This window comes from Pseudomonas yamanorum, assembly GCF_900105735.1.
Lineage (GTDB): Bacteria > Pseudomonadota > Gammaproteobacteria > Pseudomonadales > Pseudomonadaceae > Aquipseudomonas > Aquipseudomonas yamanorum.
The window spans coordinates 3,220,724-3,247,018 of the sequence record NZ_LT629793.1; the positions used below are offsets into that span (position 1 = coordinate 3,220,724).

Consider the following 26,295-nt stretch of genomic DNA (forward strand, 5'->3'; position numbering starts at 1 on the left):
GAGTCAAGGATTCCACTGGTTGGAAAGGGCCGGACGCACGGTTTTCAGATCCGGCGAGTTCTCCAGGAAGTTGTCGGGGTAGTAGCCAAAACTGGTCACGCCCTGACGCTTGAGCACGCCCATCCACTCGGCCATTTGCGCACCGTCCAGATCTGGAGCGGCCGAGGTGCGCCAGTCTTTGGCTTGCAACTCGAAGACTGTGCGTTGCAGCGCGCCGGGGCGGGCCTTGACGGTGGCCACGAGCTTTTCCAGCCAGGCGTTGGAGCCCTTGAGGTCCTGGCCTTCCATCAGCGGCATGGCCATGGGCGCGGTCCAGTCGTAGCTGGTGAGGAAGTCGTCGAGGTTCTGCGCGAACCAGGCTTCGCTGCCCAGGTTGAGCATCGGCTCGGCGAAGATGTTGCGTGCGGTCTGCACCTGCGGGCCGCGCAGCGTGCGGACCTTGGCGGTCAGTTCATGGGTGAAGTCGATCAGGTAGCGGCTCTTGAAACGCGTCCAGCGCTGCATCACCGCAGGGTCGGCGCGCAGGGCTTCGATGGTGTCCGGCAGGCCATTGGCGGCGTAGGCCTTGAGCGCCAGCGGGCTGGCGTCTTCGAAGTCCGACAGCACCGCGTCGTCGTGGAACAGCACGCCGTCGATGGCACTGGTGCGGGCAAGGTCTTCGTAGATTTCGCCGATGATCTGCCGCACCTTCGGATCGAACGGCGACAGGCGCTGGTACTGGTCCGGGTCGATGGCGACCTTGCCGGTTTCCGGGTCCCAACGGGTGACACGGGGCAGCTTCGCATCGAGGGCGAAGCTGAGCACCGGCATCCAGGCAAATACGTTCACGTGAGCCCGGGTGCGCAGTTGCCAGGTGACACGGTTGAACAGGTCGGCGCGCACCGGCAAATGGCGGTTGGGGAAGTACAGCGAACGCACCAGGCCATCGCCCTTGGGGTCGGCGAAGGCTTGCAGGAACACGGTGCTGGCGCCCATGTCGACCACGCGCTGGACCAGTTTGTCGAGGTTGCGCGCCTGCTGCTCCGGGTCCGGGTCGTAGACGTTGTCCAGGTCTACATGCAGCACCCGCAGCGGGGCTTCAGTCTGGGTCGCGACGATGGCGTTGGCGTAGTGTTCGCCGTCCGGGTCGGAGGCCACCAGGAAACGCGGGCTGCTCATCAGGTTGCCGAGGCTGTCGAGACCGTCTTCCAGGGTCAGGGCCATCTGGTAGCCTTGCTCGCCCACCACCGCCAGCGAGGTGCCATCGGCAGCGCCGTAAGGCCACACCCACACGCGCGGCGCCTTGCCGGTGACGGCGCGGATCTTGTTGGAGATCGCCGTCACGTCGGTGCGCATCCGCGCCTGGAACTGGGCTTCGGTTTCGTAGCGATGGGTGGCCGGGTCAAAGCGTCGGGTGGTGGCGGCCGGTTGCAGGTTGCCCTGTGGGTTGGCCAGTACGCCCTTGTGGTTGGCGTCGGTGTGCGCGGCGATTTCCACCAGGCCGGATTGGGCGATTTCACGCACCTGCTGCCAGGTCAGGAAGTCCGAACGCGGCCGTGGCGTGCCGGCGAAATCCACCGGTTGGTTCAGCGGCGTATCCACCCACGAACCCACCGGCGCCAGCAATGCGTGCCAGTTGTAGCTGCGCAGGATCGGCATCACACGGGTGTAGAAGCTCGCGTAGCCGTCATCGAAGCTGAGCATGATCGCCTTCGCCGGCAGCTCCGGGCCGCCGTTGCGGGCGGCGAGGATCTGGTCGACGGTGACCGGCTGGTAGCCGTTCTCCCGCAACCACGCCAGCTGTTCGATCAAACGCTCGGTACGTACGGCCACCACCGCCTGATCAGGGTCGCGGTCCTCGATGTCGTGGTAGGCGATACCGAGAAAGTGGTTCTTCGGCCACGCCGCTTCGTTGGCGGGCTTGAGCCGCTCGGCGGGTGGAGTGAAAGGCGCGGGTTGCTGGGCGCAAGCGCTGCTCAGCATTAACCCCAGGGCCAACAGGCAACGGGACAAGACAGGCATGATCGGACTCTTCTAGAAGCGGTAGGTGAGGTCGACGATCAGGCGCAGATCGCTTTCGCGCTCACCGTCATAAGGTCGGCTGATCCAGCTGAGGTTGGCGCCGGTTTCGAGCACGTCGTTCCAGCGAAACCGCTGGCCGTAGCCCACCAATGCAACGCCGCCGGTGCCGTAATCGCGCTGGCTGTAGGTGCCCGCCCCCACCTGGAACTGCTGGCTCCACTGGGTTTCGTAGCGGTGGTAGAGCACGTGGTTGACGGTCGCCGTGGGCAGCACGCTGAAGTCCGAGCGCGGGTTGAAGTACGGCGTGTCTTCCTTGGTGTTGCGGCTGGTGCCGACTTCCAGGCCCAGATCGACTTGCACCCCCGGCGAGCTGTACACGCCCTGGCGACCGGTGAGCAGTGCTTCGAGACGGTTGTTGCCGTCGCTGAAATGGGACGGGCTCAGGGCCAGTTTCCATTCGCGGCTTTCGTTGGCGCGCCAGCGGATAAAACCGCTGCCGCCGTTGGCAGTAATGTCGGCATTCAGCGCCCGCAGCGGGGTGCTGGCGGAGAGGTAGTCGAGGCTACCGCCGTACTGCCATTGGTCATTGATGTCCCGGGCAATCGCGATGCGCGCGCCCTGCTTGTCGCCAAAGCCGTAGGAGTGATTGGAGACCTCGGCTTCAAGGGTCATGTCGCGGGTGCGCCGCTCGACACCGAGGCGCTGCCAGCGGTGTTGGCCGGTGCCTTCCTGGAAATCGGCAGTGGCGTAGCCGACACCGCCGAACACGCGCCAGTCTTCATCGATGGGCGGGCTGTAGAGCAAGGTTTCGATGCCGAAATCGCGGCTGCCGGACACCGCGCCCGCACCGTTATCGCCGCCACCGTTGCTTTTGCCGGTGTAGGCCTCGACGCGCAATTCGGCCATGTCATGCACATCCCGCAGGCGGCTGAGGCGCTGTACCTGGCGGTTGTCCGGGGCGCGGTCGACCACGTCGTCGGTGAGCGCATCGAGCTGGCGCCACTCCTGGAGATCCAGGGCGGTATGGCCTTGGGAGACTTCCAGGCCGATGTCGCGCGGGGCCTGGGCTTCGGTTTCCTTGAGGGTGTTTTCGGCGCGCCGTGGCCAGTCGCGGGCGCGGTACATATCAGCTTGGGCCAGGTGCAGGCCAATGTTTCCGGGCGCCTGTTGCACCAGAGCTTCCAGGCCTTTTTCGCTGGCGGGCAGGTCGGCGCCATAGGTGCCGGCCTGGGCGGCCAATTGTTGGGCGTCCATCCAGGCGTCGTTGGGGTTGCCGATGGGCAGGCCCTTGAGTTCGACCCGGGGTTTCTGGGTGCTCGCCAGGTTGTCGGCGACTTCGCGAGCCTCCACCACTTGATCGTTTTCAAGCAAGGCGTAGAACAACGCGGTGCTGTCTTCGACGTGATCGCCGGCGTCCGCATCGCTCGCCGCCAAGGCCTGGCGATACAGCGGCGCGGCCTTTTCCGGCTGGCGCTGGTCAAGGTAAGCGGCAGCGACCCAGCGCAGCGCGTAGGTCGGCAGCTGCACACCTTCGCCCTTCAGCACTTCGTAATCGCGGATCACCTCGGCGGTGCGCGCCCGAGCCTTCAGCGCACCCAGGCGATCGATGCGCCAGCGCACCACGTCATCATGGGCGGTGGCATCCGGTGTCCAGGTAGTGAGCAGTTGGTCGTAATCCTTGAGGGCGCGGTCGGCGATGACGTAGCGCTCTTTTTCACTGCGCGAGGCGAACTCGGCCAGGCGCACGCGCTCGGCGGCCAGGTCGCCTTCGAGGCGGCGCTGGGTGACCGGGTCCAACAGGCCCGGGCGCCGGGCGGCCAGGCGCAGGGCCGGTTCCGGCAGGCGCGCGCGTTGCAGGGCGATGATGTATTCGCGGGCGACTTCGGGTTTGTTGCCGGCACGGATGAACGCCTGGTCGAATTCGAACAGCGCGTCATAGGTTGAACCGGCACGGGTCAGGGCATAACCCAAGGCCATGCGGCGGTCGGCGTCGTCGGGCTTGGCGGCCACCAGAGCTCGGGTGCGCTGTACGGCCTCGGCGGTTTGGCCGGCGTCGGCCTGGGTCAGGGCCAGGCCCAATTGAAGGTCCGGGTTATTCGGCTCGCGTTGCAGCGCCTGGCGATACACGGCAATCGCCGGCTCCCAACGCTGCTGGTTGCGATAGGTACGGGCGACGGTGGCCAACGCTTGGGTGGTCAGGGTGCGACTGCGGCCCTGGGCCTCGTAGACCGTCAGCACCTCGGTGTCCTGGCGTGCCCAACTGGCAATCAACAGGTGATCGCTGACCTGCCCCGGCGTCTGACGCTCGGCGGGCAATTGGCGCAACAGATTGAGGGCCGGGCCATAGTTGCCGCTGCGGGCCTGATTGATCAGCGAATCATAGGCAGCATCCGCCGACGCCACGACAGGCCAGAGCAACTGGCTACACAGGGCCAGACGGATAAAGGGATGAACATTACGCGACATGTCGTCAGCTTCCTCACCAGGGAAAGCTGTAGCGATAAATTCACCTGCACGACACTCCAGGCGGCCAGCATCTGATGACGCGGCCAAGCTTTCCTGGGGCGCAATATCCTTGAGAGGGGTACAAAAAAGGCCAATTCCGAACAATTATTCAGAATTGGCCTACATCACTTTGAGCTGATTCTTATTGAGCGCCGCTGACCGCGCCGAACTTGCCCAGCACAAAACCAATGAATTGCTCGACGGTCATTTTCTGGCCGTTGAAGGTCACTTCATTGTTGGCGTAGTGCAGCTTGGACACGATATCGGTGCCCACCAGAGTCGCCAGTTGAGTGCCCACGGCCATGCCGCTGATCATCTCGCTGGCCATCTGGGATTGCTGCTCGATGGCTTTCGGGTCGGTCACACCACCGATCTGCGCTTGCAGGGCGGCAACGTCCTGGACCATCGGCTTGGACAGGGTCAGGTTGGCATCCAGCAGCGCAACAATTTGCTTGCCCAGCTCAACCGGCGGCAGTTCCATGCTCGACGGTTTGGCCAGGTCCAGCACCAGGTTGAAACGGCTCTCGCCATTGGTGGTTTTCAGCGACAGGTTTTCTACCGCCACTTGCGGCTTGGCAGCCAGCAGTTGGTCGACGTTGGCCTGGGCCAGGGTCTGCTCGGCTTCGGTCAGTTGCAACTCAGGTACGGGCTGGCCAGCCGCCGCAGCGGCTTGGGCCGGTTGCACTTTTTCCTGATAGAGCTTGGTCAGCACCAGCATCGACGGGATGTCGACGTTCTTCATGCTGACCGCCATGGCCGCCGAACCCACTGGCTTGCCCTGGTAACCGATCTCGTCGATCTTGTAGTCGACACGGCCGGCCAGGTTGTTGTCCTTGGTTTCGCTGCTGTCTTTCTGCTCAAAGTTCTTGAGGGTCAGCACCGCTTGCTGCGGACCGAAGGTGACCTTGGTGTTGGTCAACTCCACCGTGTTTTGCCCGGTGTAGAAACCAAAGGTGGTTTTTTCCAGGTTGCTGGCGATGGTCAGGCCACTCAGCTCGGCATCCAGCTTGGCGTTGTTGGCATCGACCACCGAGACTTTGAGGCTGTCCATGTAGCCGCTGGCCTTCACCTTCTTGCCTTCAGCAGTCGAATCGAAGTCCAGGTTGGCGCCGGAGAAGCTCACGGCCGACTTGTCGTCCTTGAGTTCCAAGGGCAGCAGTTCAACATTGCCGTTAACCGAGCGGTTGTAGCCGATGTTGGCCACGCCCTTGAGCGGCGACACGTCTTTGCTGGCGGCGAACCATTTTTCGGTGGTGGCGTTTTTCTCAAGCTCGTAGTGACTGGTGGCCATGACCGGCAACCACTTCAGCGATACCAGGCGCGAGAACGGCAGCGGGCCGTGTTCGATATGGTCGACGAACAGCAGTTCGGTGTCCTGATGGTTTTCGCCGAACACTGCGCCCTGGGCCTTGAGGCGATAGTGGGCGGTGCTGCTGAACAACTGGCGGTCGAGGGAGACCAGTTCGAGGGTCACGGTGCCGTCGACACCGGCCATGGAGGTCTGCAGTTCCTTGTTGGCGTCCTGGATGGCGGTTTGCAGCACCGGCTCCAGTTGCTTGCCGGTGTACCAGGCACCGCCTGCGCTGATTGCACCAATGGCGACGACGATACCCAAGAGAACGACTGCTGGCTTATTCATGTAGTGACCTGATCAAATCCTGTGAAGTGGGCTGTCTTCCCTGAACCCCGAAGGGTGTCGGCTCAAGCCCGCCGAAATCCGGGGAAGATTAGCATTGGCTGGCGTATGCAGCCCAATTTTTCAATAGGCGCAGGCTTCAGCGGTGAACGGTAAAGTGCCTTCGCGAGCAAGCCCGCTCCCACATTCGACGGCATTCCAAAGATGGAACTCGATCAAATGTGGGAGCGGGCTTGCTCGCGAAGGCGTCAGTACAGACACCACAGAATTCAGGAATACTCGGTTTCGATCTCATCGAGTTGATGGTCAAAGCTCTTCAGCCGCGCCGTCCACGTATACACCAGCACTTCAAACTCACGGTGAATCACCGCATTGCCCGGCGTATCCGACTTGGGATCATAAAAATCCAGCTGGTAACGCTCCCGCGCCATCGCGGTGGCCACGTCGGATAATTCCCGGGCGTTATTCAGCCAATGCCGTCCGTCGGCGACTTGCCGATCAAGCATCACGCACTGTTTTTTCAGGGCTTCGAGGCTTTTTTCCAGCGGGGTGCCGGTCAGTTCACCCATGACTTCCTGGAAGGTGCGCCCCGGTTGCCAGTAGCTGCCCCAGAAGTAGCGGTCGAACACTGTCTCGACCCGACGCAGGGCAACCTTGGTGTCCCAGATCGCCACGCGGGTCTTGCCTTGTTCGAGCAGTCTTCGCTTGATTCGCTGGCCCTGGTAAGAAGCCCAGGCCACCACGCCGATGGACAGCACCGCGATCAGCGCGCTGGCGCTGTCGAGGAACACCATGGCCTTGTCGATTTGATGGGCCAACATGATGCCGTAGAAGTAAGTCGCCGATAGCAACACCAGTGCGAAGAACACGCACCAGAAAGCGGGAGCATAAGGGTTTTTCATTATTGGAATCCCCATGAGCAAACGCGAGCAGTGACAAGCGGGTCATCAACAGAACCCGCCAGTCAAAGCATAGCAATCAGCTCAGGGTTTGCTGGCTTGTGTGGCTTGCGTTCGTCCACTTTCCCAGCCGCCGCCCAGGGCCAGGAACAAATCGATCTGGCTCATGGCAACCTGGGTGTTCGCCGCCGCCAGTTGCGCCCGCACATCGGTGTAGGTGCGAGTGGCTTGCAGGTCGGCCAGGAACGACGCGCGGCCGGCCTGGAAGAAGCGGTGCGTCTGCTCCGCGGCCTCTTTGGCCGAGGCGCCGGCATCGGCCAACGCATCGCGACGTTGCAGTTGCGCGGTGTATTGCGCCAGGCCCGTCTGGGTTTCGCGGATGGCGTTGAGCACCACGCCGTCGAAATGCGCCAGGGCGCCCTGGGTCGCGGCTTCGGCTTCATGGATGCGCGCGCGGGCGCCGTTGGTCGGCAGCGTCCAACTGATCAGCGGGCCAAAGCCCCAGCGGTTGGTGGCCGGCGTGCCCAGGTCATCCAGGATACCCACGGTGCCGACGGTGGCCCCGATGCTGATGTCCGGGTACAGCGCGCCGGTGGCCACACCGATGCGCGCAGTGGCAGCCGCCAGTTGGCGTTCGGCCTGGCGCACATCAGGGCGACGCTTGAGCAGCGTGGCGCCGTCGCCTACCGGCAGCAATTGGGCGATATGCGGCAGTTCGGCGCATTGCGCGGTGCCGGCCGGCAGTTGATTCAGTGGCTTGGCCAGCAGCATCGACAGGCGGAACAGCCCCGCCTGGCGCAGTGCTTCATAGCGCGGCATTTCGGCGCGCAAGGATTTGTACTGGGTTTGCGAACGGGTGACCTGGGTTTCATCACCCCGCCCGGCATCCCGCAGGCGCTGGGTCAGGTGCGTGCTCTGGGCTTGCAGGTCGAGGGACTCGTTGGCGATCGCCAGCTCTTCATTGGCCGCGCACACTTGGGTGTAGGAGCGCACCACGTCGGCCACCAGGGTGATACGGGCGATATCGGCCGCCGCCTGGGCCGCGTCGGCGCTGGCCTGGGAGCTTTCAATGCCGCGCTGCAAGGTGCCGAACAGATCGAATTGGTAGGACGTGCTGATGCTCGCGGCGCCGATATTGGCCACCGGGACTTTTTCCGTCAGCAAATAGGCCTCACCGGATTCTTGCAGGCGCTGGGCTTCCGCTTTGGCGCCGGCACTCCAGCCGCCGGCAGATTCGGCTTGCTGCACTTGATAGCGCGAGCGCTGCAAGTTGGCCGCAGCCACCCGCAGGTCGGTGTTGGAGGCCATGGCCTGCTCCACCAGCTTATCCAGGCGCGGGTCTTGATAGAGCTTCCACCAGTCCGCCGGCACCGGCGCCGACACCACATTGCTGCCCTCCCCGGCCAACTGGCCCTGAAGGTCACCACGGTTCACGGCCGCCTTGTCCGGCAGCTTGTAATCGGGGCCCACCACTTGGCAGGCCGACAGCAACAACCCCAGCCCGGCGGTTGCTAAAAGCCGTTTCATGGCTGGTTCTCCGACTTGGGTTTATCGCCGATGATCGACACCGTGGCAGTGCGCCCGGCAATCATGCGGAAGTCCGCCGGCACGTCGTCAAACGCGATGCGCACCGGAATCCGCTGGGCCAGGCGCACCCAGCTGAACGCCGGGTTGACGTTGGGCAGCAGGTTGGAGCCGCTGGTGCGGTCACGGTCTTCGATACCGGCGACGATGCTCTGCACATGCCCGCGCAGGCGAGCGTTGTCGCCGATCACGCGGATGTCGACGCTCTGGCCGACGTGGATGCCGTCGAGCTTAGTCTCTTCAAAATAGCCGTCGATGTGGAAGGAGTTGCTGTCCACCACCGACAACACCGGGCGCCCGGCGGTCACGAACTCCTGGTTACGCGGCGCACGGTCGTTGATGTAACCGTCCACCGGGCTACGGATCACCGAGCGGTCCAGGTTGAGCTGCGCGGCATCCACCGCCACTTGCGACTCCGCCAGGGCCGATTGGGCACGGGCCACGCGGGACTGGCTTTCTTCCAGTTGCTCGCTGGCCACCAGGTTGCCGAGGCCACGGTTACGCTTGTTCTCGCGCACGGCCTGGGCCAGGGTTTCCTGGCGGTCAGCCACAGCGGCCTGGGCTTGGCGCAGGGCCAGCTTGAAGCGGTCCTGGTCGACGGAGAACAGCACCTGGCCGCGCACCACCAATTGGTTGTCACGCACGTCCACTTGCTGGATCAGCCCGGACACGTCCGGGGCGATCTGCACGATGTCGGCACGGATGTGGCCGTCACGGGTCCAGGGGGCGAACATGTAGTACATCACCATGCGCCACACGACGACGCAGGCGAAGGTCACCACCAATAACGTCAGGACTACACGGCCGATGGTCAAAAAAGGTTTTTTCATGTCATGAGGTATCGACTGAGTGAATCCACTGCGCCCAGCAACAGAGCGTAGAGACCCACATTGAACAATGCCCGGTGCCAGACCAGGCGATAGAAGTGGACGCGGGTCAACAGCCCGTGCACCACCAGGTACAGCACATACGTAATGCCCATCAGCACCAGCAGCGTGGGCAGGAATACCCCGCTGATATCCAGATCACCGATCATAAAGGCGCTCCATCGGGTAACGGCGCTTCCATTTCTGTGCCGCCGAGAAATTCCACGCCGGGCAACAACGCCAGGCGCAAGCCACTGAGGGCGTGCAGCAAGTGCAGGCGGGTTTCGTCCTCACCTTGCAGGCCCTGGCCGTTGAGGGCGCGGCGGGTACGGTCGAGGGTCATCAGCAGACCGCTGGGGGCCGGCAGACGTTCACCGGCTTTCAGGCAGGCCTTGAAGTAACCGCCGACGCCTTCCACCACCTGGTTCAACAACACACGCGGAACCCCGAGGATGCGCGGCGAGTACGCCAGCAGGTCCAGCAGGTTCAGCGCCACACGTACTTCCCGCAGGGCGATGCCGGTGTCCTGGCCGGTCATGGCCAGGCGCGGCAGGTGTTGCATCAGGCGGTCGAGCATTTGCACGCCCATCTTGCGGTGCTCGGCCAGGGTCGCAGGCTCGGTGAGGGTGACGATGTCGCGCCAGCTGAAACGGGTCAGGCGCTTGGCCGCCAGCTCGGCGCCGAACGGCCGGGCAATCAGGGTCCAGACGAAGGCGAACAACAGGCCCACCGGGCCCGCCAGGTTGGAGTTGGCGAAGGCCAGGAAGTCCGCGTCGTAGGCCCCCTGGATGCTGATGAACGACGAAGTGTTGACCAGCGTCAGCAGCATGCCGAGGTAGAAGCGCGGCTGTACCGTCAGCGTGCCGATGCAGATAAAGGGCACCGAAAACGCCAGCACCAGCATCGGGAAATCATGCAGGTTGGGCAGCACCAGAAACAGGTAGAGGCTGGCGAACAGCACCGACATTGCGGTCCAGAAAAAGAACCGGTAGATCTGCGGCGCCGGGTCGTCCATGGAGGCAAAAAAGCTGCAGGCCACCGCCGCCAGGATCACCGCGCTGCCACCGTCGGTCCAGCCCAGCAGGATCCACAGCACCGAGGCGACGATGATCGCGGTGACGGTGGAAAACGCCGAGTAGAACATCAGGCCACGGTCGAGAAACGGGGTCAGCCGGCCCAGGCGCCAATGGCGGTACACCGCGCGCCAGCTGTCCTGGCTTTCGCACTGGATGGCGGCTTGCAGGCTGCGGCAGTCTTGCCACAAATCCACCCACTCGCCCAGACGATACAGGGCGTTGGAGAACAGCAACTGATGGCGGTCATCCAGGGCGTCGGCATCGGGTTGCAGGGCTTCGATCTGGTCACGCAGAACACGCCAGCGTTCGAGGGGCGCGTCCTTTTGCGTGCTGGCCAGCCACTCGTTGGCGGCGGTCAGCAACGGTGTGAAACGGTCGAGCAATTCCGGCGCGCGGTGTTCCAGGGCATACACGGCATCGTCGAGAGCATCGATCACCGGCAGCAGGTGGATCATCCGCCCGCGCAGCTCCTTGGTGTTGCGCACCGTTTGCGGCCGCGAGCCCTCGTGGGGCAGTTGGCCGATCATCAATTCCAGGGTGTTGAAGGTGGCAACCATGCCACCGCGCAGGGTGCTGATTTCATCGGGTTGCACGTTGCGGCTGAGAAAGCGCTGGCTGTAGACCTGGGCGTCGGCAAACCACTTGCTCACCGAGTCATCGAACACCGGCGCCAGGCGTCGCGGCCAGAACATCGCGCCCACTACGGCTGCCACGGCAATGCCGAGGAAGATTTCTTCAGTACGCGCTTCGGCCACATCCCACACCGCCAGCGGGTTATCCACCACCGGCAGGGCGATCAGCGGCAAGGTGTAGCCGGCCAGCATCAGCGCATAGCTGTTGGCGGTGCGCAGGTGCAGGGACAGGAACAGCAGAATCCCGGTCCACAGCGCGATCACCACCACCAGCAGGTAAGGCGTCTGTACAAACATCGGCACAAAAAACACCGCAGCGGCCGCCCCCATGAAGGTACCGACCGCCCGGTACAGCGCCTTGGAGCTGGTAGGGCCGACAAACGGGCTGGAAACGATATACACCGTGGCCATCGCCCAATACGGACGCGGCATTTGCATCAGCATGGCGATGTACAACGCGATCATTGAAGCGGCGAATGTCCTTACGCCATAGAACCAATCCTTGGCCGGCGGCATGCCGGTAAAAAATCCGTTCAAGAACTCACAACCATGGGATGTTGATTGGCGCCTTCGAAGGCCCGCAGTACACGCAGCGCAGCTTCCAGGTCATCGGGATCGATCGTCGCCAGCACCTCGCGGCGCAGGCGCACCAACTGCTCTTCCACCGCCTGCACCAGCTCGCGGCCACGCTCGGTTAGGCTCAAGGCCTTGGCACGGCGGTCGTGGATGTCTTCGGTGCGGCACACATAGCCGGAACTGCACAGCTGGTCCAACAGGCGCACCAGGGACGGGCTTTCCATCCCGGCGGCCTGGGCCACCTTGACCTGGTGCACGCCGTCGCCGAGGCGGCCGATCATCAGCAGCGGCACGGCGCAGGCTTCAGAGATGCCATAGCTGACGAGCGTGGTCTGGCAGATTTTGCGCCAGGTCCTGGCACCTACCACCATGCTGCTGCTGATGTTCATCTGGAGTTGTTCGAGGGTCTGGGACACTGGACTCTTCGCATACAGTTAGTTTGCTAACTATCAATATGGTCGATGGATCCAAAGCAGTCAAGTTTTGATACAAATTTGCGGATGGGTGGATGGCCCGTGGGCTAAGTAAAGCTGGTTTAGGGAAAGGTGGTTTGCTGCCAGCAACCGTCAGTCGCCTCACTCAGCTCACATGCGTCGTCAGGTATGCACGTTGTATATACTTCGTACATACCAATCTAGAGCATCCACTTATGTCAAAACTAGCCGTTTTCACCTTGAAGCTTGAGTCGGAACTACGCGACCAATTCATGGCCGAGTGCGAGGCTACTCACCGTCCTGCATCGCAAATCGTGCGAGATATGATGCGTCAGTTCGTCCAGGCCCAGCAGGAATCACGGGAGTACGATGCGTTCTTGCAGCGTAAAGTAGACGCCTCTCGCGCCTCGATACAGGCAGGCAGAGAGATTTCCAATGAGGATTTGGAAGCTGAGTTTTCTGCGAAACGTGCTCACGTAGATAATCAGGAATGAGGGTTGCCTGGACGCCGGAAGCGGCGCAGGACCGTAGGGATATCTGGGACTTTTTATTTGAGAAAAACCCACAAGCCGCAGCCGATATGGATCGACGCTTCAGCAGTGCAGTGCTGGGACTGGCAAAACACCCAGAAATCGGTCCACTCGGCAGGATCACGGGCACACGCGAAGTCATTCCTCATCCAAGCTACCGCCTTGTTTACCAACTTGAGCCCGACGTAGTAAGGGTCGTAGCGCTTGTGCACACCGCTCGCCAATGGCCACCAGAGAAAGCAACCGCCTCTTGACGGCTTAGACTCCTCGCCCCTCTCTCAACCGCAAATTCAACTCATCCACCACCTCCGCCCAATCCGCATCCTCCAAAATCTCTTCGCGCAAAAACGCCCGCTGGCCTGGCGTCCAGAAAAACGCTTCCGCCAGGTGCAGTTCGGGCTTGAGTGGGGAGTGGACCGCGATGAACCGCTCAATGCTGACCGGGTCATCGGGCAAACCGAGCTGTTTGAACAACGATGGCAAGTTGTGGACTGGGGATTCCATGAGGCGTTCCTGGAGAAATGGTTCACCTGAGTCTAGCCCCCCAGGCGAACATAAACCTCTCCGGTGTTGCGCAGATTAATCGCAACCCTCGCGGTGCACGCCCGCTGGCGCGTTACACAGCACGAACAGCCGGGCTCGTGCGCCACCGCCATCCTGCTGGCTGAGCTGGCGCCACCCTGTCGGTAACGGAGCAAACTCATCCGGCGGCTCCGTGCCGCTGATCAGCCATACACGCTGGGTCTCGGCGGGTAACGCCGACAAGCGATCAAGGTAAATACGCCCGCCGTCCTGGTCCACCAAGGTGCCAAAACCATAGGCGTTCGGCCGTGTGGACTTGCCGGAGGCGGTCGGCGGTGTGAAGAGCTGCAACTGGGCGTCGGTCTCATCGTAATAGACGTAGGGCAGGTACCACAGCATGTCGCTGATGACGATGCGGTCATCTTCCTGGTAGTTGCGATTGACGAACTCCACCACCACGTTGAATTGATCATGTTCATCGACGGTGGCGTTGGTCTTCACGCCCACCCACTCGACCCCGACAAACAGCACTAGCAGTGCTGCCCCCGCGAGCGGCAGGCGTGGCGACAGACGGTCGACAGCCACCGCCACGATGATCGGCAAACTCATCGCGTAGGCGGTGAGATAACGCTCGATAAACACCGGGGAAATAAACGACACCCCATAGACCAGCAGCACCGGCAGGATGAAAAACAGCGCCAGCAGCCAGCCGAAGCGATAGCGGCTTTGATCGCGCCAGGCGGTCACGCCTACCAGTGCTATCAGTAGTAAAGGAAACGCAATGAAGAGGGGGCGCCACAAATGGTCGCCCGGGTCCTGAATGAGGAACTGCCACACCATCGATGGCACGGAATACAGGTTGACCGGATCCTCCCAGCCAATATCACCGCCCACCTTGAGTTCTTCGGTGTGCTGCACCAGGCCCAGCAAATTCGGGAGCCAGGGCAGGTACAGCAAGACAATGGCAACGTTGGCCAACCACCAGCCCGGACGTGTGACAAGGCGCAGGCCGCCGGTCCGTGGCTGGCGCAGCAACAGCAGCCATGACCAATGCACCAGTACGCACAAGGCAGTGAAGTAGTGGGTGTAGAAAGCCGCCGTCATCAACAGCGCATAGGCCACCAGATAGCGCTTGCGTTCAGGCTGGCGGACCCAATACACCAATGCCAGGGTGGCGGCCAGCAGCCACACGCCCAGCAGCGAATACATTCGCACTTCCTGGCTGTAGCGCACCGCCGTGGGCAGCAACGCCAGCAGAATCCCCGCCAGTACCGCCGCGCGGCGGGTCGCGATCAGCCGCGTCAGCCAGACCCCCAGGCCGACCGCAACCACACCGGGGATCGCACTCATGCTGCGCAGGGAGAAAATACTGTCGCCAAACACCTCGATCCAGCCGCGCAGCATGAAGAAATACAGCGGCGGGTGAACGTCATGGGCGGCGTGAAACCACAGGTCCTCCAGGGAATACTCAGCGAGCAGCAGGCTTGAACCTTCATCGCCCCAGATTGCGGAGGCGGTCAGGCCATAGAAGCGCACGGCCATGGCCAACGCCACCAGCGGCACCCACCACAATCGAGCCAGCCAGCCGGCATTCTCCCAAAGACCAGGATTGACCACGGGAAATGCCCCGGCCTTGTTGTCTTGTTCCGCCACAGAGCGTCGCACCTCTACTTCCTCACCCACTACTGAACCTGCGCTTGCGCGAACACCCGCCACTCTAGGTGAAAAGGCCTTGATTCGCCCGCTGTTTTGCTCGTTTTGAGCCGTCATCCGCCAATCGGACAAATCTGAATTTTGCGCAGGGTGTCTCCGACGCTTTGGTCGGATCAGGCTATGATTGCTGCCTTCCATGGATTCAGGATCAAGGACACTTCATGCGCATCGGTCTTCTGTCACCCCTGGCACTGGCATTGCTCGCCTCCCTGCCCCTTCAGGCCCACGCCAGCGGCGATGACTCGTGCTACCCGGATTGGCGGGTGTCGCGTAACAGCCTGGACGTGTGCAGCAACCTGCCGTTTTTGAGCCCGGGCAATGACAGCCGGGTCAACCTGCGGCTGCTGCTGGCGGACAAAAACGTCATGCCGCTGGCACCGAATGCCCTGGGCGAGCAGGACTTTTCCGAAGGCTTTGGCCCGGTGCCATTCCCGGTGTATCGGCTCACGCCCGCAGCGGATGAGCCCGACAACAAACCCGACGACTCGCGTACCGCCGAACTGGATGAACTGCTCAGCCCACTCGGCATCAAGCGCGATGACTACAAGGCCGCCGGTGAAGCCTTCCTTTCCGGCGAAGGCAGCCGTTGCCGCAGCAACGCCGATGACAGCGCCGCCGCGTTTATCAGCCAGGTGGTGAAGGCCGATGTACCGCAAGCCGAGCGCCAACTACTGGCCAAACTGCGGTTGCAGATGCTCGGCAGTTGTTCCTCGGACGGCGTAGCGGCAGGCGAGGCCGACTCAATTAAATCCGCAGACGGCCAGGCATTGCTCGCCTACCTGAAAGCCGCCGGGGACTTTTACAGCGGGCGCTTCGGCGATGCGCAAAAAGGCTTTGCCGGGCTGACGAGCAGTTCGCTGCCTTGGCTCAAGGAAACAGCGTTATATATGACGGCGCGCACCGCGCTGAACGACGCCCAGCAAAATGCCTTCGACGAATACGGCACGCCCTCGCTTGAGCATGTGGATAAGTCCGCGCTGCAACAGGCCGAGACTGGATTCGATGATTACCTGAAAACTTATCCACAGGGCGAATACGCCGCCTCCGCCCGCGGCCTGCTGCGCCGGGTGCACTGGCTGGCGCCCAACCCCGACAAACTGGCGGACGACTTCGCCTGGCAACTGACCCAGGCCACCGAGGCCCAGCGCAACGTATCGCTGGATGAACTGGTGCAGGAAGCCGACACCAAATTGCTGACCAGCACCACGGCACCCGTAGGCAATCCGTTGATCCTGGCCCTCAACGACCTGATGTGGATGCGCGCCGGTGACCCGCCGAAGCTCACCCGTGAAGCCCTCGATGGGCAGAAGTCGACATTCGCCCAGGAACCGGCGCTATATGCCTACGTACAGGCGGCGTTTGCCGTGTACGTCGAGCACCAACCCGATCGCGCCTTGAAGTTGTTGCCGCAAGACGTGCCGTCGAACCTCGATTACTTCGCCTTCAGCCAGCAGACCCTGCGCGGCCTGGCATTGGAAGCCAAGGAAGACTGGAAAACCGCCGAAGCACTGTGGCTGCAACTGCTGCCGTTGGCCAAGCGACCGTTGCAACGTGACCAGCTGGAGCTGGCCTTGGCGATGAACTACGAACGCAGCGGCCAACTGGCCAAGGTATTCGCCGCCGACTCGCCGATCAGTGCCAAACAGGTGCGCTATATCCTGCTGCGCAACGTCGCCGGTCCCGATCTGCTGCGCCAACAGCTTGCCGATTCCAGCGACCCGGTAGAGCGCCAGACCGCGCAATTCACGCTGCTTTATAAAGACCTGCTGCGCGGCCAGTTCGAGACCTTTGCCGAGGACCTGAAGCAACTGCCCGCCCAGGTTCCCGATGACAAGCTGGGCACCAGCCTGGGCTACGTCTACGGCGGCGGCCAGTCGTTGAAACTGTTCCAATGGAAGGGTGACAAGGCCGAATCCGGCTACACCTGCCCGAGCATCGCGCAAATCGCCAGCACCCTGCAGGCCGATCCGAAAAACCCGCAAGGCCTGAACTGCCTGGGTGAATTCATCCTGCGTAACGGCCTGGACGGCATGCCCCTGGAACAAGCGCGCTCCGCCGGCAGCCTGGGCAGTACCGCCTCGCCCTTCAAGGGCGAAACCTTCTCGCGGCTCGAAGGCTATAAACGGGTGATCGGCAATCCCAAGGCCCCTCACAACGACAAGGCCTACGCACTGTTTCGCGCCATCAACTGCTATGGGCCTTCGGGCTACAACAGCTGCGGTGGGGAAGACGTCGACAAGGCCGTGCGCAAAGGTTGGTTCCGCCAGTTGAAGACCGGGTTTGCCGATACCCAGTGGGGCAAGTCGCTGCAGTACTACTGGTAAGCCGTGAAGCGTTTCTGGCTGGCCCTGCTCCTGCTGGCAAGCCCGGCTTTCGGTGCGGTGGACGCCCGCGACCATGATGCGTTCTGGCTGTGGAGCGGCGTCGCGCCGCAGCCGGTGCTCAAGCAGGCCAAAACCCTGTACATCCTCCAGGGCCAGATCAACTCAACCCGCCGCGCACCCCAGCGTGGCGTGCAGTTCATCGCCCAGGGCATGAGTGTGCCGCGCCTCACCCAAGGTGAAATCTGGGTGGTGTACCGCGCCCACACCCTGCACTGGCCCGAGTCGGTCTACAGCCAGATGCTCGGCCAGGTACAACGTTGGCGAGACGCGGGCAACCCGGTGGTTGGCATCCAGATCGACTTCGACGCACGCACGCAATACCTCAACGAATACGCCGACTTCCTGCGCGACTTGCGCCAGCGCCTGCCCAAGGATTTGCGCCTGAGCATCACCGGGCTGATGGACTGGAGCAGCAACGCTGACCCGGCCGCCATCGCCCAACTCAAAGGCGTGATTGATGAAGTGGTGGTGCAGACCTACCAGGGCCGCCACAGCATCCCGGATTACGCGGCGTACCTGCCACGCATGAACCGGCTGGGAGTGCCATTCAAGATTGGGTTGATTCAGGGTGGGGCGTGGGAGGAGCCGGGATATTTGAAGGGAAATGAGTGGTTTCGTGGGTATGTGGTGTTTTTGCAGAATCCTTGAGTGCCGCAGTCCGTGGACTGCGGGCACTGATGGCTTAAAGACTAACGCCCGCGAATGCCCGGTGTTTTACCAGTCATAGGTCAAACTCGACACCACCGTACGCCCTTCCCCGTAGTAACAATCCAGGTCGCTGGTGCATTGCGACACGTAGGTTTTGTTGGTCAGGTTCTGCACATTCATCGCCAGCTTCACGCCTTTGAGCTTGAACGGCGAGGCACCCAGGTCGTAGCTCAGGCTGGCGTCGTAGACGGTATAGGACGGGATGCTGAACGCTCCTGCGTAGTAATCACCGAAGCTGCTGCGAACATAGCGCGTACCCACGCCTGCCCCAAGGCCCGCCAGGGGCGTGTCGCCGAGGACGGTGTAATTGACCCACACCGAAGCGGTAAGCGGTGAGATGCCTGCCGGGTGTCGGCCTTGGCGGCCGTCGTTGTCCTTGGTGTATTTGATGTCGTTGCGCGCTGCCGAGGCGACCACGTCCCAGGCATCGCTGAGGGAGGCCTTGGCTTCCAGCTCCACACCCCGTGAGCGCATGGCACCGCTCTGGGTGCTGAAGGTGGTGTCTACCGGGTTGGTGGTCAGCACGTTTTCCTGGTCGAGTTGGTAGACCGAGACCTGCACAAAACTCTTCTGGCCCGGCGGCTGATATTTCAGGCCGACTTCGTACTGGTTGCCGGTAGAGGGATCAAACGGTTTGCCGCTGATATCGGTGCCCGACAGCGGCAGGAAGGATTCGGAGTAGCTGATAAACGGCGCCAGGCCGTTATCGAACAGGTACACCAAACCGGCCCGGCCAGTGAACGCCTGGTCTTTGCTGCTGGTGCGGGTGTCGGCCAACGGCTCCTTGTTGACCACGTTGGCCCAGTCGTAGCGCCCGCCAAGGACCAGCGCCCACTTATCCAGTTTGATCTGGTCCTGCACATACAGGCCGGTCTGGGTCACGGTGCGGTCCCAGCGGTAAGGCTGGCCGAAATTCATCCGCTGGCCGTAGACCGGCTTGAACAGGTCGATCACCGGTGGATTACGGTCGTACAGCCCGTGGAATTGCGAGTTGAAGTGGTAGTAATCGAGGCCGACGATCAGCGTATGGGACAGTGCCCCGGTGTCGAATTCCGCCTGGGCGATGCTATCCACGCCAAACACTTTGTTGTTCTGCGACCAGTCCACGCCGAAGCGCTGCAGGTAGCGTTGGTCTTGCACGCCAGTTGCCGGGTTGGGTACAAATCTGTAGCCGTGCAGCGGTGCGGTGTAACGGTCGTCCACCTCGGCGTAGCGGGCATTTTGCTTGAGGGTCCAGGTGTCGTTCAGGCGATGGGACACCTCATAGCCCAACACGTACTGCTCGCGGTTGTACTGGTTGACGTCAGGCTCGCCGATAAACACATCACGCTTGATCTTGCCGTTGGGGTTGTCCCAGATCGTCCCGGACGCAGGCAAACCCTGGGCCTCGGGCACGCCTTTGTCTTTCTGGTACTGGGCGAACACGGTCAGGCGCGTGTCGTCGTTGGGCTGCCAGGTCAGGCTGGGGGCGATGAATTGGCGTTTGTTCTCGACGTAGTTGATCTCGCCCTGCTCGTCCTTGGCCAGGCCGGTGAGGCGATAGAGAAACTGGCCCTGTTCATCCAGCGGGCCACTGAGGTCGATGGCGGCGCTTTTGTGTTCGTAGGTGCCGGCTTCCAGCACCACTTGATGCACCGGGGTTTCGCTGGGGCGCTTGCTGACCATATTGACGATGCCGCCCGGCTGGTTCTGCCCGTATAGCACCGAGGCCGGGCCCTTGAGCACTTCGATGCGTTCCAGAGAGTACGGCTCGATCTGCAATGCCCCGCCGGTGCTGCCGCCGCCGTAAGGCAAGTGCAAACCGTCGAGGTACAGCGGCGTCGGCGAGAAGCCACGGGAAGTAGGTTCATCGAACAGTTTGACCCGGTCGGAAAAGCCGCCGGAGGTCATGCCCGGCGTATAGAGCAGCGCCTGGGTGACGCTTTGGGCGCCGCGGGCCTTGATCTCGGCGGCGGTAATGACGTTGATGGTCTGGGGGATTTCCACCAGCGCCGAATCGGTCTTGCTGCCGGTGGCGCTGCGCTTGGCAACGATGCCGTCGACCGCGCCCCAGGCCGTTTCCTGATCCTGTTGGCCACTGATCTGCGTCGCACCGAGTTGCAGCGCGCCGTTCGCCGGCAGCGCCTGCAACGACCAGCCGCCCTGGGATTGCACCGCGACCAACCCGCTGCCGGCCAACAACCGTTCCAACCCTGGCCCGGTGGCGTAGCGGCCCTGCAAGCCGGCGCTGCGCTTGCCTTGGGTCAGCGAGGCGTCCACCGACAACAGGATTCCCGAGGCGCTGGCGAACTGGTTCAAGGCCTGGTCGAGGTTGCCTGCGGGAATGTTGTATTGGCGCAGGGCTTCAGCGCTCTCCTGAGCCTGGACCACGCTCGGCACCACAGGCGCCGTCGCCAGCAAACTGACAAACAGGCCACGGCGCAGGGCGCGGGCCAGAGGTTGGATTGGGTGGTGCGACATTGCAGGGCTCCCCGTGAGAACGCTTCTTGATTGGCTTTCAAGAGGTATCCCGGACGGGGTAGGAAAACCGACAAGCCGTAGGCAAAAAATTTTTTTAGACCCGCGCCTTGATCGTGACCCAATAGCGCGTCACCGCCTGTACCTGCACCGGCAACGAACGCTCAAGCGCGTGGAGAATCGCGTCGGTGTCATTCAGCGGAAACACGCCGGTCAACAGTAAGCCGGCCACTGCCGCATCGCAGCGCAACAGCCCCGGGCGATAACGGCTCAACTCGGCAACGAACTGCCCCAGCGGCTGGCGCTCGGCAATCAAACGGTTCTGGGTCCAGCTGCTGGCATTGGCATCCACCGGCGCCAGCGTCGAAGTCTGGCTGGCGCTGAACCACAGGCTATCCCCTGCATTCATCTGCACCGCCGCGCCGCGCACCGGACGCACCTGCACACGCCCTTCATACAGGTCGACGCGGCTACCATCGTCCACTTCACGCACGGCAAACCGGGTGCCCAAGGCCTGCACATCTCCGGCCGGAGTTTCGACGATCAATGGCCGGGACGGGTCGTGGCCGCTGGTCAGCAGGATCTCGCCACGTATCAGGCGGATACGCCGCTCACTGGCGCTGAACCGCAGGTCAACCGCGCTGTTGCTGTTGAGGTCCAGGCGTGTGCCATCGCTCAAGGTCAGGTGACGAATCTCGCCGGTGGCGGTGCGGTATTCGGCAAACGCCGCCTGCCAAGGCTGGCTGCTTTGCACCAGATAGCCGCTGCCACCGGCCACCAGCAACAGCCCGAGCAGTTTCAAGGCGGCGCGGCGTTGGGTGTCCGGTGTCTCGCGTAACACCGCGCGGGCACTGTCGACAGGCACACCGCCGAGGGTTTGCTGTAACTGCTGCAAGCGCTTCCAGGCGCGCCGGTGTTCCGGGTCGGCCTCCTGCCAGCGCGCAAAGGCCTGGCGCTGATCGCCGTCCATCTCGCCGCCCCATTGCAGCATCAACCACTCGCTGGCCTGCTCGACAATGGCCGGGGCAATCGGCGCTTCGTGCCGGGTTCTCATTCTTCGTAGGCGACCTGATAGCAGGCGAGAATCGCCCGGGTCATGTACTTCTGCACCGAGCTGACAGTCACCTCCAGGCGCTCGGCGATCTGTGCGTAACTCAGCCCTTCGAACTGCGACAACAGGAACGCTCGGCGCACATTGTCGGGCATGCGATCGAGCATGGCGTCGATCTGCATCAGGGTTTCAAGGATCAATGCGCGAGTTTCCAGGGACGGCGACTCGGGCTCCGGCAAGTGGGCGATGCTTTCCAGGTAGGCGCGCTCGATGCGCAGGCGCCGCCATTGATCAATCACCAAGTTGCGAGCGATCTGTGTCAGGTAGCTGCGGCTTTCCTTGTCACCGGGAAAGCGCCCCGATACCAGCAAGCGCAGGAAGGTGTCCTGCGCCACATCGGCGGCGTGTTCGCGATCCCCCAGGCGTTTGCGCAGCCAGCTTTGCAGCCAGCCGTGATGGTCGCGATACAGGAGATGAAGCTGTTGCCGGCCGTCAGTCGCGGTGTCCATGAAAAGCTCAGATACGTTATTGAGAGCAATTATCATTACACCATGTTGCACGGCTGGCAAAGTTCTTTGTCATTCAGCGCCCGGCGGTCTGCAACGGATACACCGATTCCCAGCCACCGCCCAACGCCTTGTACAACCCGACCATGGCCAGAGACACGCCGGTGGAGCTTTCCACCCACTGCTCTTGCGTCGCCAGCAACGCGCTTTGCACCGTCAGCACGTTAACGAAATCCACCACGCCTTCGACGTATTGATGCTGCGCCGTGGCAAGGGCGATCTGGTTCTGCCGGACGGCTTCGGCGAGGCTGTCGCGGCGCAGTTGGCTGGCGTTGTAGCGAGTCAGCTGGTCGTCGATTTCATGCCAGGCCCGCAGCACAGTTTGCTGGTAGGCCAAAGCCGCTTCCTGTTGCTGGGCTTCGCGCAAATCGAGCATGCCTTGCAGCCGGCCACCGTTGAAAATCGGCAAGCTCAGTTGCGGGCCAAAGGCGAATGCACGAGAACTCCACGAGCCGAGATCCGCCAGCTGCAACGCCTGGGAGCCCACGCTGCCAGACAGGGTGATGCGCGGGTAGAAGTCGCCCTTGGCCACGCCGATGGAAGCGGTGGCGGCATGCAAGCGCGCTTCGGCCTGGCGGATATCGGGGCGCCGTTCGGCCAGTTGCGACGGCAAGCCAATAGCAACCTGACGTTGGGTTTGCGGCACGGCGGCGTCCTTGGACAGTTCGGCATACAGAGCTTGTGGCGGTTCGCCCATCAACAAGCTCAGGGCGTTGATCAGTTGATCCTGGCGTTGCTGCAAGTCCGGCAGGCGCGCCTCGATGGCGGCGACTTGAGCGGCGGCTTCGGCGACGTCCAGGTCAGTGGCAACCCCGTCGGCCAAACGCAGTTGCGACAGCTTGAGGCTGTGGCGGGCGACGTCGAGGTTTTGCTCGGTGACGGCCCGGGTGTTCTGCACGCCGCGCAGTTGGATGTAGTCCTGGGCGGTTTCCGCCAGCACTGACAACAGCACGGCACGGCGGTCGTTTTCGGCGACTTGCAGGGTGGCGTCGGCGGCTTCGGTTTCGCGCTTTACCCGGCCCCAGAAGTCCAGTTCCCAGGCGGCGGAGAAACCCATGTCCCACTGGTTAAAGGCCGAGCGGCCATTCTTGCCGGAGGGATCGCTCAAGCCATCGGCGCTGTTGCGTTGGCGCAGGTAGTCGCCGGTGGCGTTGACGGTCGGGTAGCGCTCGGCAGTGATCACCTGGCGCGCTGCGCGGCTTTGTTGCAGGCGACTGCTGGCGAGTTTCAGGTCGAGGTTGTCGGTCAGTGCACGACGCGTCAGCGCGGTGAGTTGCTGGTCATGGAACACTTCCCACCAACGCTCTTCCAACGGGTCGTTGACCGCATGACTGGCGGCTTGTCGGCCCTGAGGCTCGGTCCATTTGCCCAGCGGGTTTTGCGGGCGCTGGAAGTCCGGGCCGACGGTGCAAGCACTCAGGCTGAGCAAACTCAAGGTAATCCAGGCGAGACGTCTCATTGCTGGGCGACCTCCCGTGGCTGGGCGGCGGCGTGGGTGTCGACGCTGGCTTCCACCGACATGCCGACCCGCAGGCGTTCGGTCAGCGCCTGGCCGGGCTCCAGAATGATTTTCACCGGAATGCGCTGCACCACCTTGGTGAAGTTGCCGGTGGCGTTGTCCGGCTTGACCGAGGCAAACGTCACGCCGGTGGCGGGCGCCAGGCTTTCGAGATGCCCCTTGAGTACGTCACCGTCGAGGCTGTCGACCCGCACTTCAACCGCTTGGCCTGCGTGCATGTGGGACAGTTGGGTCTCCTGGAAATTGGCCACCACATAAGCCTCGGCCAGCGGCACTACGGCGAGGATCTTGCTGCCCGGCGTCACATAGGCGCCAACCCGCACCGCGCGCTCACCGACCATGCCGTCCACCGGCGCGACGATGCGGGTGTACGACAACTGAAAGCTGGCCATTTCCAGTGCAGCCTGGGCACGTTTCAAACCGCCTTCGGCCGCATCCCGCTGGGCGCTGAGGATTTCCACTTGCTTGCGTTCGGCAGCCAGTACCGCCGTGGCACTCGCCAGGCGCGCAGTGGCCTGGTCGATACGGGTCTTGGCTTGCTGGGCGTTCTGCACGGTGCCAGCACCTACGCCGGCGAGGTGGTTGTAACGGTTCAGTTCATGTTCGGCAAATGCCACTTCGGCGCGATCTGCCGCCACGGTGGCCTGGGCCTGGGCGATCACCGAGCTTTGCCGCTCCAGGGTTGCCGTGGCGTTTTTCAGTTGCGCCTGGGCCACCAACGTATCGGCGTCGGCCGCCTGGGCGGCGGCGCGGAAGTCACGGTCATCGATCAACGCCAGCAACTGGCCGGCCTTGACCCGCTGGTTGTCTTCCACCAGCACTTCCTTGATAAACCCGGCCACGCGTGGCGCCACCAGGGTGTAGTCGGCGGCGACGAAAGCGTCGTTGGTGGTCTGGCGCTTGCTGCCGAACACGCCCGGCGCCAGCAGGTAAACCAGCACACCCACGGCGAACACGGTGATGACGGTTACAGCGATTTTGTCTTTGCGTTTCATAACGATCCCTTTGGCTCAGTGAGCAATCAAGTCGGCGCGCGGGGCGGATAAATCCGCGTAGGCATCCAGAAAATCAGCAGGATCAACACCGCCGCGACACCGGCCATGACGTAGTAGAGATCCGAAGAAGTGAGCACCACGGCCTGCTGGTGCAAGCGATGGGCAAGGCCGGCGGCATCGCTGTCGGCCAGGGGCGAGTTGCCCAGGCTGTCCACCAACATGGTCGAGTGGAAATGCAGGCGGTGGGTGGTCAGGGCGTCGATCACGCCTGTGGCGACCACGGCGGCCAGGCCTTTGACGGTGTTGAACCACGCCGAGGCGAACGGCCCGTCCTGCGGCGTAATGCTGCCGATGGAGAGCATCAACAGCGGCAACACCGCCATCGGTTGCCCGAAAATTTGCAGCAATTGCAGCGCATAGAAGTCATCGCGGATCCACGCCGACGTCAGTTGGGCCCCGCCCACGCAGGACAGGATCAGCATGCTCAAGCCGATGCCCAATACCCAACGGCAATCGACCCAACGCAGGTTGCACAGCGCCGCCACCAACGGCAGCGCGATCAACTGCGGCAGCGCCATGATCAGCATCACCGGGGCAGTTTGCAGCGGGCGGTAGCCTTGTACCTGAGCCAGGTAGCTGGACGGAATGATGGTCACCGCCAGCAGCACGATCAGCACGCCGGCGAGCACGATCAGCGCGAACGCCAGGTTGCGGATGCCGAGCATCTGCAACTTGAAAAACGGCATCGGGTGCGACCACTCGTTGATCATGAACAACACCAGCAACACCAGGCCGCCGATCAGCAACGAGGTGATCAGCGGTGATTCGAACCAGTCCAGGCGGTTGCCCTGCAACAGGCCGATCACCAGCATGCAGATCGCCGGAAAACCCAGCAGCAGGCCCCGCCAGTTGAACTGCTTGAAGCGCTCCAGGCGCAACGGGTCCTGGGGCAAGCCGTAGGCTACGGCGGCCATGGCCAACAGGCACGGCCCGACAATCTGCCAGAACGCCCATTGCCAACCGACGTATTCGGTCCACATGGCCGCCAGCGGTGTGCCGAGGCTAGGGCCGAAGGTTGCGGTCAGGGCGTAGCCGGCCAGGCCGTACAGCTTGACGTTGGCCGGCAGGAACCGCAGGGCCACAGTCATCAGCATCGGCGGCAAAGCGCCGCCGGCCAGGCCTTGCACGGTGCGCAAAATCAGCAGGCTTTCGTAATTCGGTGCGAACGGGCAAAGCACGCCAAGCACGGTGAACAGGCCGATGGCGCACAGGGTGAAACGGCGCAGAGAGAACGTCACCGAACACCAGGGTGCAAAGGCCATCGCCGAGACGGAGGTGGCGGTGTACGCGGCCACCAGCCAGGTGCCTTCGTCGAAGCCGATGTACATCGCGCCGCGAATATCGGCGAGGGCGACTTTGGTCACCATCTCGTTGAGGCCGGACACCAGTACCGCGAGCAAAACGCCCACCAGGCCGATGATGATGCGCGGGCCGAAAACGGGCGGGGTGATGGCGGTCGGCTTGGCTGCGGCCAGGGGTGCGGGAGCAGCGAGGGACGTCATGAACTACAACTCGGAATAAGAAATACCCGAGCAGTTTAATCAGGCTTAGACATGACAGAAAGTGACTTATAGGAAGCTT

General features: G+C 62.7%; 21 protein-coding genes. 4 read left to right on the forward strand and 17 right to left on the reverse strand.

The features are described 5' to 3' along the window. Nucleotides 1-3 precede the first annotated feature (3 nt). From pgaB to BLU46_RS15265, 9 genes are all read right to left on the reverse strand, one after another. Complete coding sequence (pgaB, locus tag BLU46_RS15225) at nucleotides 4-2,001, reverse strand: poly-beta-1,6-N-acetyl-D-glucosamine N-deacetylase PgaB (protein ID WP_093203091.1); 1,998 nt, start codon at nucleotides 1,999-2,001, stop codon at nucleotides 4-6. 12 nt (nucleotides 2,002-2,013) lie between these two features. After that, entirely contained in the window at nucleotides 2,014-4,467 is a 2,454-nt protein-coding gene (gene pgaA, locus BLU46_RS15230) for a poly-beta-1,6 N-acetyl-D-glucosamine export porin PgaA (RefSeq protein WP_093203096.1), read from the reverse strand. Between the two features lie 181 nt (nucleotides 4,468-4,648). Next, nucleotides 4,649-6,145: a YdgA family protein gene (locus BLU46_RS15235; protein ID WP_063033655.1), complete on the reverse strand. Its 1,497-nt coding sequence runs from the start codon at nucleotides 6,143-6,145 to the stop codon at nucleotides 4,649-4,651. A 266-nt stretch (nucleotides 6,146-6,411) separates the two neighbouring features. Beyond that, nucleotides 6,412-7,044, reverse strand: a complete 633-nt coding sequence (locus BLU46_RS15240; protein ID WP_003218188.1) for a hypothetical protein — start codon at nucleotides 7,042-7,044, stop codon at nucleotides 6,412-6,414. Between the two features lie 81 nt (nucleotides 7,045-7,125). Beyond that, on the reverse strand, nucleotides 7,126-8,568 hold the full coding sequence (locus BLU46_RS15245) for an efflux transporter outer membrane subunit (protein ID WP_093203103.1): 1,443 nt from the start codon (nucleotides 8,566-8,568) through the stop codon (nucleotides 7,126-7,128). Beyond that, nucleotides 8,565-9,455 (reverse strand): efflux RND transporter periplasmic adaptor subunit, encoded by an 891-nt coding sequence (locus BLU46_RS15250; RefSeq protein ID WP_017478037.1) that lies wholly within the window; start codon nucleotides 9,453-9,455, stop codon nucleotides 8,565-8,567. Before BLU46_RS15250 ends, BLU46_RS15245 begins: the two co-directional genes overlap by 4 nt. Further along, on the reverse strand, nucleotides 9,452-9,661 hold the full coding sequence (locus BLU46_RS15255) for a DUF1656 domain-containing protein (protein ID WP_003218193.1): 210 nt from the start codon (nucleotides 9,659-9,661) through the stop codon (nucleotides 9,452-9,454). Before BLU46_RS15255 ends, BLU46_RS15250 begins: the two co-directional genes overlap by 4 nt. Beyond that, nucleotides 9,658-11,736, reverse strand: coding sequence for an FUSC family protein (locus BLU46_RS15260; RefSeq protein ID WP_063033657.1), 2,079 nt, complete (start codon nucleotides 11,734-11,736; stop codon nucleotides 9,658-9,660). Before BLU46_RS15260 ends, BLU46_RS15255 begins: the two co-directional genes overlap by 4 nt. Beyond that, the gene (locus BLU46_RS15265) at nucleotides 11,733-12,164 is read right to left on the reverse strand and encodes a MarR family winged helix-turn-helix transcriptional regulator (RefSeq protein ID WP_010168758.1); all 432 of its coding nucleotides are present in this window, start codon (nucleotides 12,162-12,164) and stop codon (nucleotides 11,733-11,735) included. Before BLU46_RS15265 ends, BLU46_RS15260 begins: the two co-directional genes overlap by 4 nt. Before the next feature lie 260 nt (nucleotides 12,165-12,424). On the opposite strand from BLU46_RS15265, the gene BLU46_RS15270 reads away from it, so the two are divergent. Further along, nucleotides 12,425-12,703 (forward strand): hypothetical protein, encoded by a 279-nt coding sequence (locus BLU46_RS15270; RefSeq protein WP_003218199.1) that lies wholly within the window; start codon nucleotides 12,425-12,427, stop codon nucleotides 12,701-12,703. Further along, nucleotides 12,700-12,993, forward strand: coding sequence for a type II toxin-antitoxin system RelE/ParE family toxin (locus BLU46_RS15275; RefSeq protein WP_093203108.1), 294 nt, complete (start codon nucleotides 12,700-12,702; stop codon nucleotides 12,991-12,993). The genes BLU46_RS15270 and BLU46_RS15275 overlap by 4 nt, the downstream gene beginning before the upstream one ends. 4 nt (nucleotides 12,994-12,997) lie before the next feature. Here BLU46_RS15275 and BLU46_RS15280 read toward each other — a convergent pair whose 3' ends face one another. Further along, complete coding sequence (locus BLU46_RS15280) at nucleotides 12,998-13,243, reverse strand: DUF2789 domain-containing protein (protein ID WP_063033660.1); 246 nt, start codon at nucleotides 13,241-13,243, stop codon at nucleotides 12,998-13,000. A gap of 75 nt (nucleotides 13,244-13,318) precedes the next feature. Continuing rightward, nucleotides 13,319-14,926: a glycosyltransferase family 39 protein gene (locus BLU46_RS15285; RefSeq protein WP_374106754.1), complete on the reverse strand. Its 1,608-nt coding sequence runs from the start codon at nucleotides 14,924-14,926 to the stop codon at nucleotides 13,319-13,321. Nucleotides 14,927-15,135: 209 nt separating this feature from the next. On the opposite strand from BLU46_RS15285, the gene BLU46_RS15290 reads away from it, so the two are divergent. Then, nucleotides 15,136-17,298 carry an outer membrane assembly lipoprotein YfiO gene (locus BLU46_RS15290; RefSeq protein ID WP_093203116.1) on the forward strand — a complete coding sequence of 721 codons (2,163 nt, stop codon included), beginning with the start codon at nucleotides 15,136-15,138 and terminating at the stop codon, nucleotides 17,296-17,298. 3 nt (nucleotides 17,299-17,301) lie between these two features. Then, nucleotides 17,302-18,006 (forward strand): DUF3142 domain-containing protein, encoded by a 705-nt coding sequence (locus tag BLU46_RS15295; protein WP_063033663.1) that lies wholly within the window; start codon nucleotides 17,302-17,304, stop codon nucleotides 18,004-18,006. Nucleotides 18,007-18,072: 66 nt separating this feature from the next. Here BLU46_RS15295 and BLU46_RS15300 read toward each other — a convergent pair whose 3' ends face one another. The 6 genes from BLU46_RS15300 to BLU46_RS15325 form a co-directional block, all read right to left on the reverse strand. Then, nucleotides 18,073-20,526 (reverse strand): TonB-dependent siderophore receptor, encoded by a 2,454-nt coding sequence (locus tag BLU46_RS15300; protein WP_093203120.1) that lies wholly within the window; start codon nucleotides 20,524-20,526, stop codon nucleotides 18,073-18,075. A 94-nt stretch (nucleotides 20,527-20,620) separates the two neighbouring features. Then, complete coding sequence (locus BLU46_RS15305) at nucleotides 20,621-21,577, reverse strand: FecR domain-containing protein (RefSeq protein WP_093203125.1); 957 nt, start codon at nucleotides 21,575-21,577, stop codon at nucleotides 20,621-20,623. Then, the gene (locus tag BLU46_RS15310; RefSeq protein WP_093203129.1) at nucleotides 21,574-22,083 is read right to left on the reverse strand and encodes a sigma-70 family RNA polymerase sigma factor; all 510 of its coding nucleotides are present in this window, start codon (nucleotides 22,081-22,083) and stop codon (nucleotides 21,574-21,576) included. The genes BLU46_RS15305 and BLU46_RS15310 overlap by 4 nt, the downstream gene beginning before the upstream one ends. 73 nt (nucleotides 22,084-22,156) lie before the next feature. After that, nucleotides 22,157-23,599, reverse strand: a complete 1,443-nt coding sequence (locus tag BLU46_RS15315) for an efflux transporter outer membrane subunit (protein ID WP_093203133.1) — start codon at nucleotides 23,597-23,599, stop codon at nucleotides 22,157-22,159. Then, on the reverse strand, nucleotides 23,596-24,654 hold the full coding sequence (locus BLU46_RS15320; RefSeq protein WP_093203138.1) for an HlyD family secretion protein: 1,059 nt from the start codon (nucleotides 24,652-24,654) through the stop codon (nucleotides 23,596-23,598). Before BLU46_RS15320 ends, BLU46_RS15315 begins: the two co-directional genes overlap by 4 nt. Nucleotides 24,655-24,680: 26 nt before the next feature. Beyond that, nucleotides 24,681-26,216 carry an MFS transporter gene (locus BLU46_RS15325; protein ID WP_093203141.1) on the reverse strand — a complete coding sequence of 512 codons (1,536 nt, stop codon included), beginning with the start codon at nucleotides 26,214-26,216 and terminating at the stop codon, nucleotides 24,681-24,683. Nucleotides 26,217-26,295: the final 79 nt, after the last annotated feature.

What these genes read in the sequence shown, in the direction of transcription:
- pgaB (WP_093203091.1), bottom strand. Translation starts at nt 2,001, where the DNA reads ATGCCTGTCTTGTCCCGTTGCCTGTTGGCCCTGGGGTTAATGCTGAGC.
- pgaA (WP_093203096.1), bottom strand. Translation starts at nt 4,467, where the DNA reads ATGTCGCGTAATGTTCATCCCTTTATCCGTCTGGCCCTGTGTAGCCAG.
- BLU46_RS15235 (WP_063033655.1), bottom strand. Translation starts at nt 6,145, where the DNA reads ATGAATAAGCCAGCAGTCGTTCTCTTGGGTATCGTCGTCGCCATTGGT.
- BLU46_RS15240 (WP_003218188.1), bottom strand. Translation starts at nt 7,044, where the DNA reads ATGAAAAACCCTTATGCTCCCGCTTTCTGGTGCGTGTTCTTCGCACTG.
- BLU46_RS15245 (WP_093203103.1), bottom strand. Translation starts at nt 8,568, where the DNA reads ATGAAACGGCTTTTAGCAACCGCCGGGCTGGGGTTGTTGCTGTCGGCC.
- BLU46_RS15250 (WP_017478037.1), bottom strand. Translation starts at nt 9,455, where the DNA reads ATGAAAAAACCTTTTTTGACCATCGGCCGTGTAGTCCTGACGTTATTG.
- BLU46_RS15255 (WP_003218193.1), bottom strand. Translation starts at nt 9,661, where the DNA reads ATGATCGGTGATCTGGATATCAGCGGGGTATTCCTGCCCACGCTGCTG.
- BLU46_RS15265 (WP_010168758.1), bottom strand. Translation starts at nt 12,164, where the DNA reads ATGAACATCAGCAGCAGCATGGTGGTAGGTGCCAGGACCTGGCGCAAA.
- BLU46_RS15270 (WP_003218199.1), top strand. Translation starts at nt 12,425, where the DNA reads ATGTCAAAACTAGCCGTTTTCACCTTGAAGCTTGAGTCGGAACTACGC.
- BLU46_RS15275 (WP_093203108.1), top strand. Translation starts at nt 12,700, where the DNA reads ATGAGGGTTGCCTGGACGCCGGAAGCGGCGCAGGACCGTAGGGATATC.
- BLU46_RS15280 (WP_063033660.1), bottom strand. Translation starts at nt 13,243, where the DNA reads ATGGAATCCCCAGTCCACAACTTGCCATCGTTGTTCAAACAGCTCGGT.
- BLU46_RS15290 (WP_093203116.1), top strand. Translation starts at nt 15,136, where the DNA reads ATGCGCATCGGTCTTCTGTCACCCCTGGCACTGGCATTGCTCGCCTCC.
- BLU46_RS15300 (WP_093203120.1), bottom strand. Translation starts at nt 20,526, where the DNA reads ATGTCGCACCACCCAATCCAACCTCTGGCCCGCGCCCTGCGCCGTGGC.
- BLU46_RS15305 (WP_093203125.1), bottom strand. Translation starts at nt 21,577, where the DNA reads ATGAGAACCCGGCACGAAGCGCCGATTGCCCCGGCCATTGTCGAGCAG.
- BLU46_RS15310 (WP_093203129.1), bottom strand. Translation starts at nt 22,083, where the DNA reads ATGGACACCGCGACTGACGGCCGGCAACAGCTTCATCTCCTGTATCGC.
- BLU46_RS15315 (WP_093203133.1), bottom strand. Translation starts at nt 23,599, where the DNA reads ATGAGACGTCTCGCCTGGATTACCTTGAGTTTGCTCAGCCTGAGTGCT.
- BLU46_RS15320 (WP_093203138.1), bottom strand. Translation starts at nt 24,654, where the DNA reads ATGAAACGCAAAGACAAAATCGCTGTAACCGTCATCACCGTGTTCGCC.
- BLU46_RS15325 (WP_093203141.1), bottom strand. Translation starts at nt 26,216, where the DNA reads ATGACGTCCCTCGCTGCTCCCGCACCCCTGGCCGCAGCCAAGCCGACC.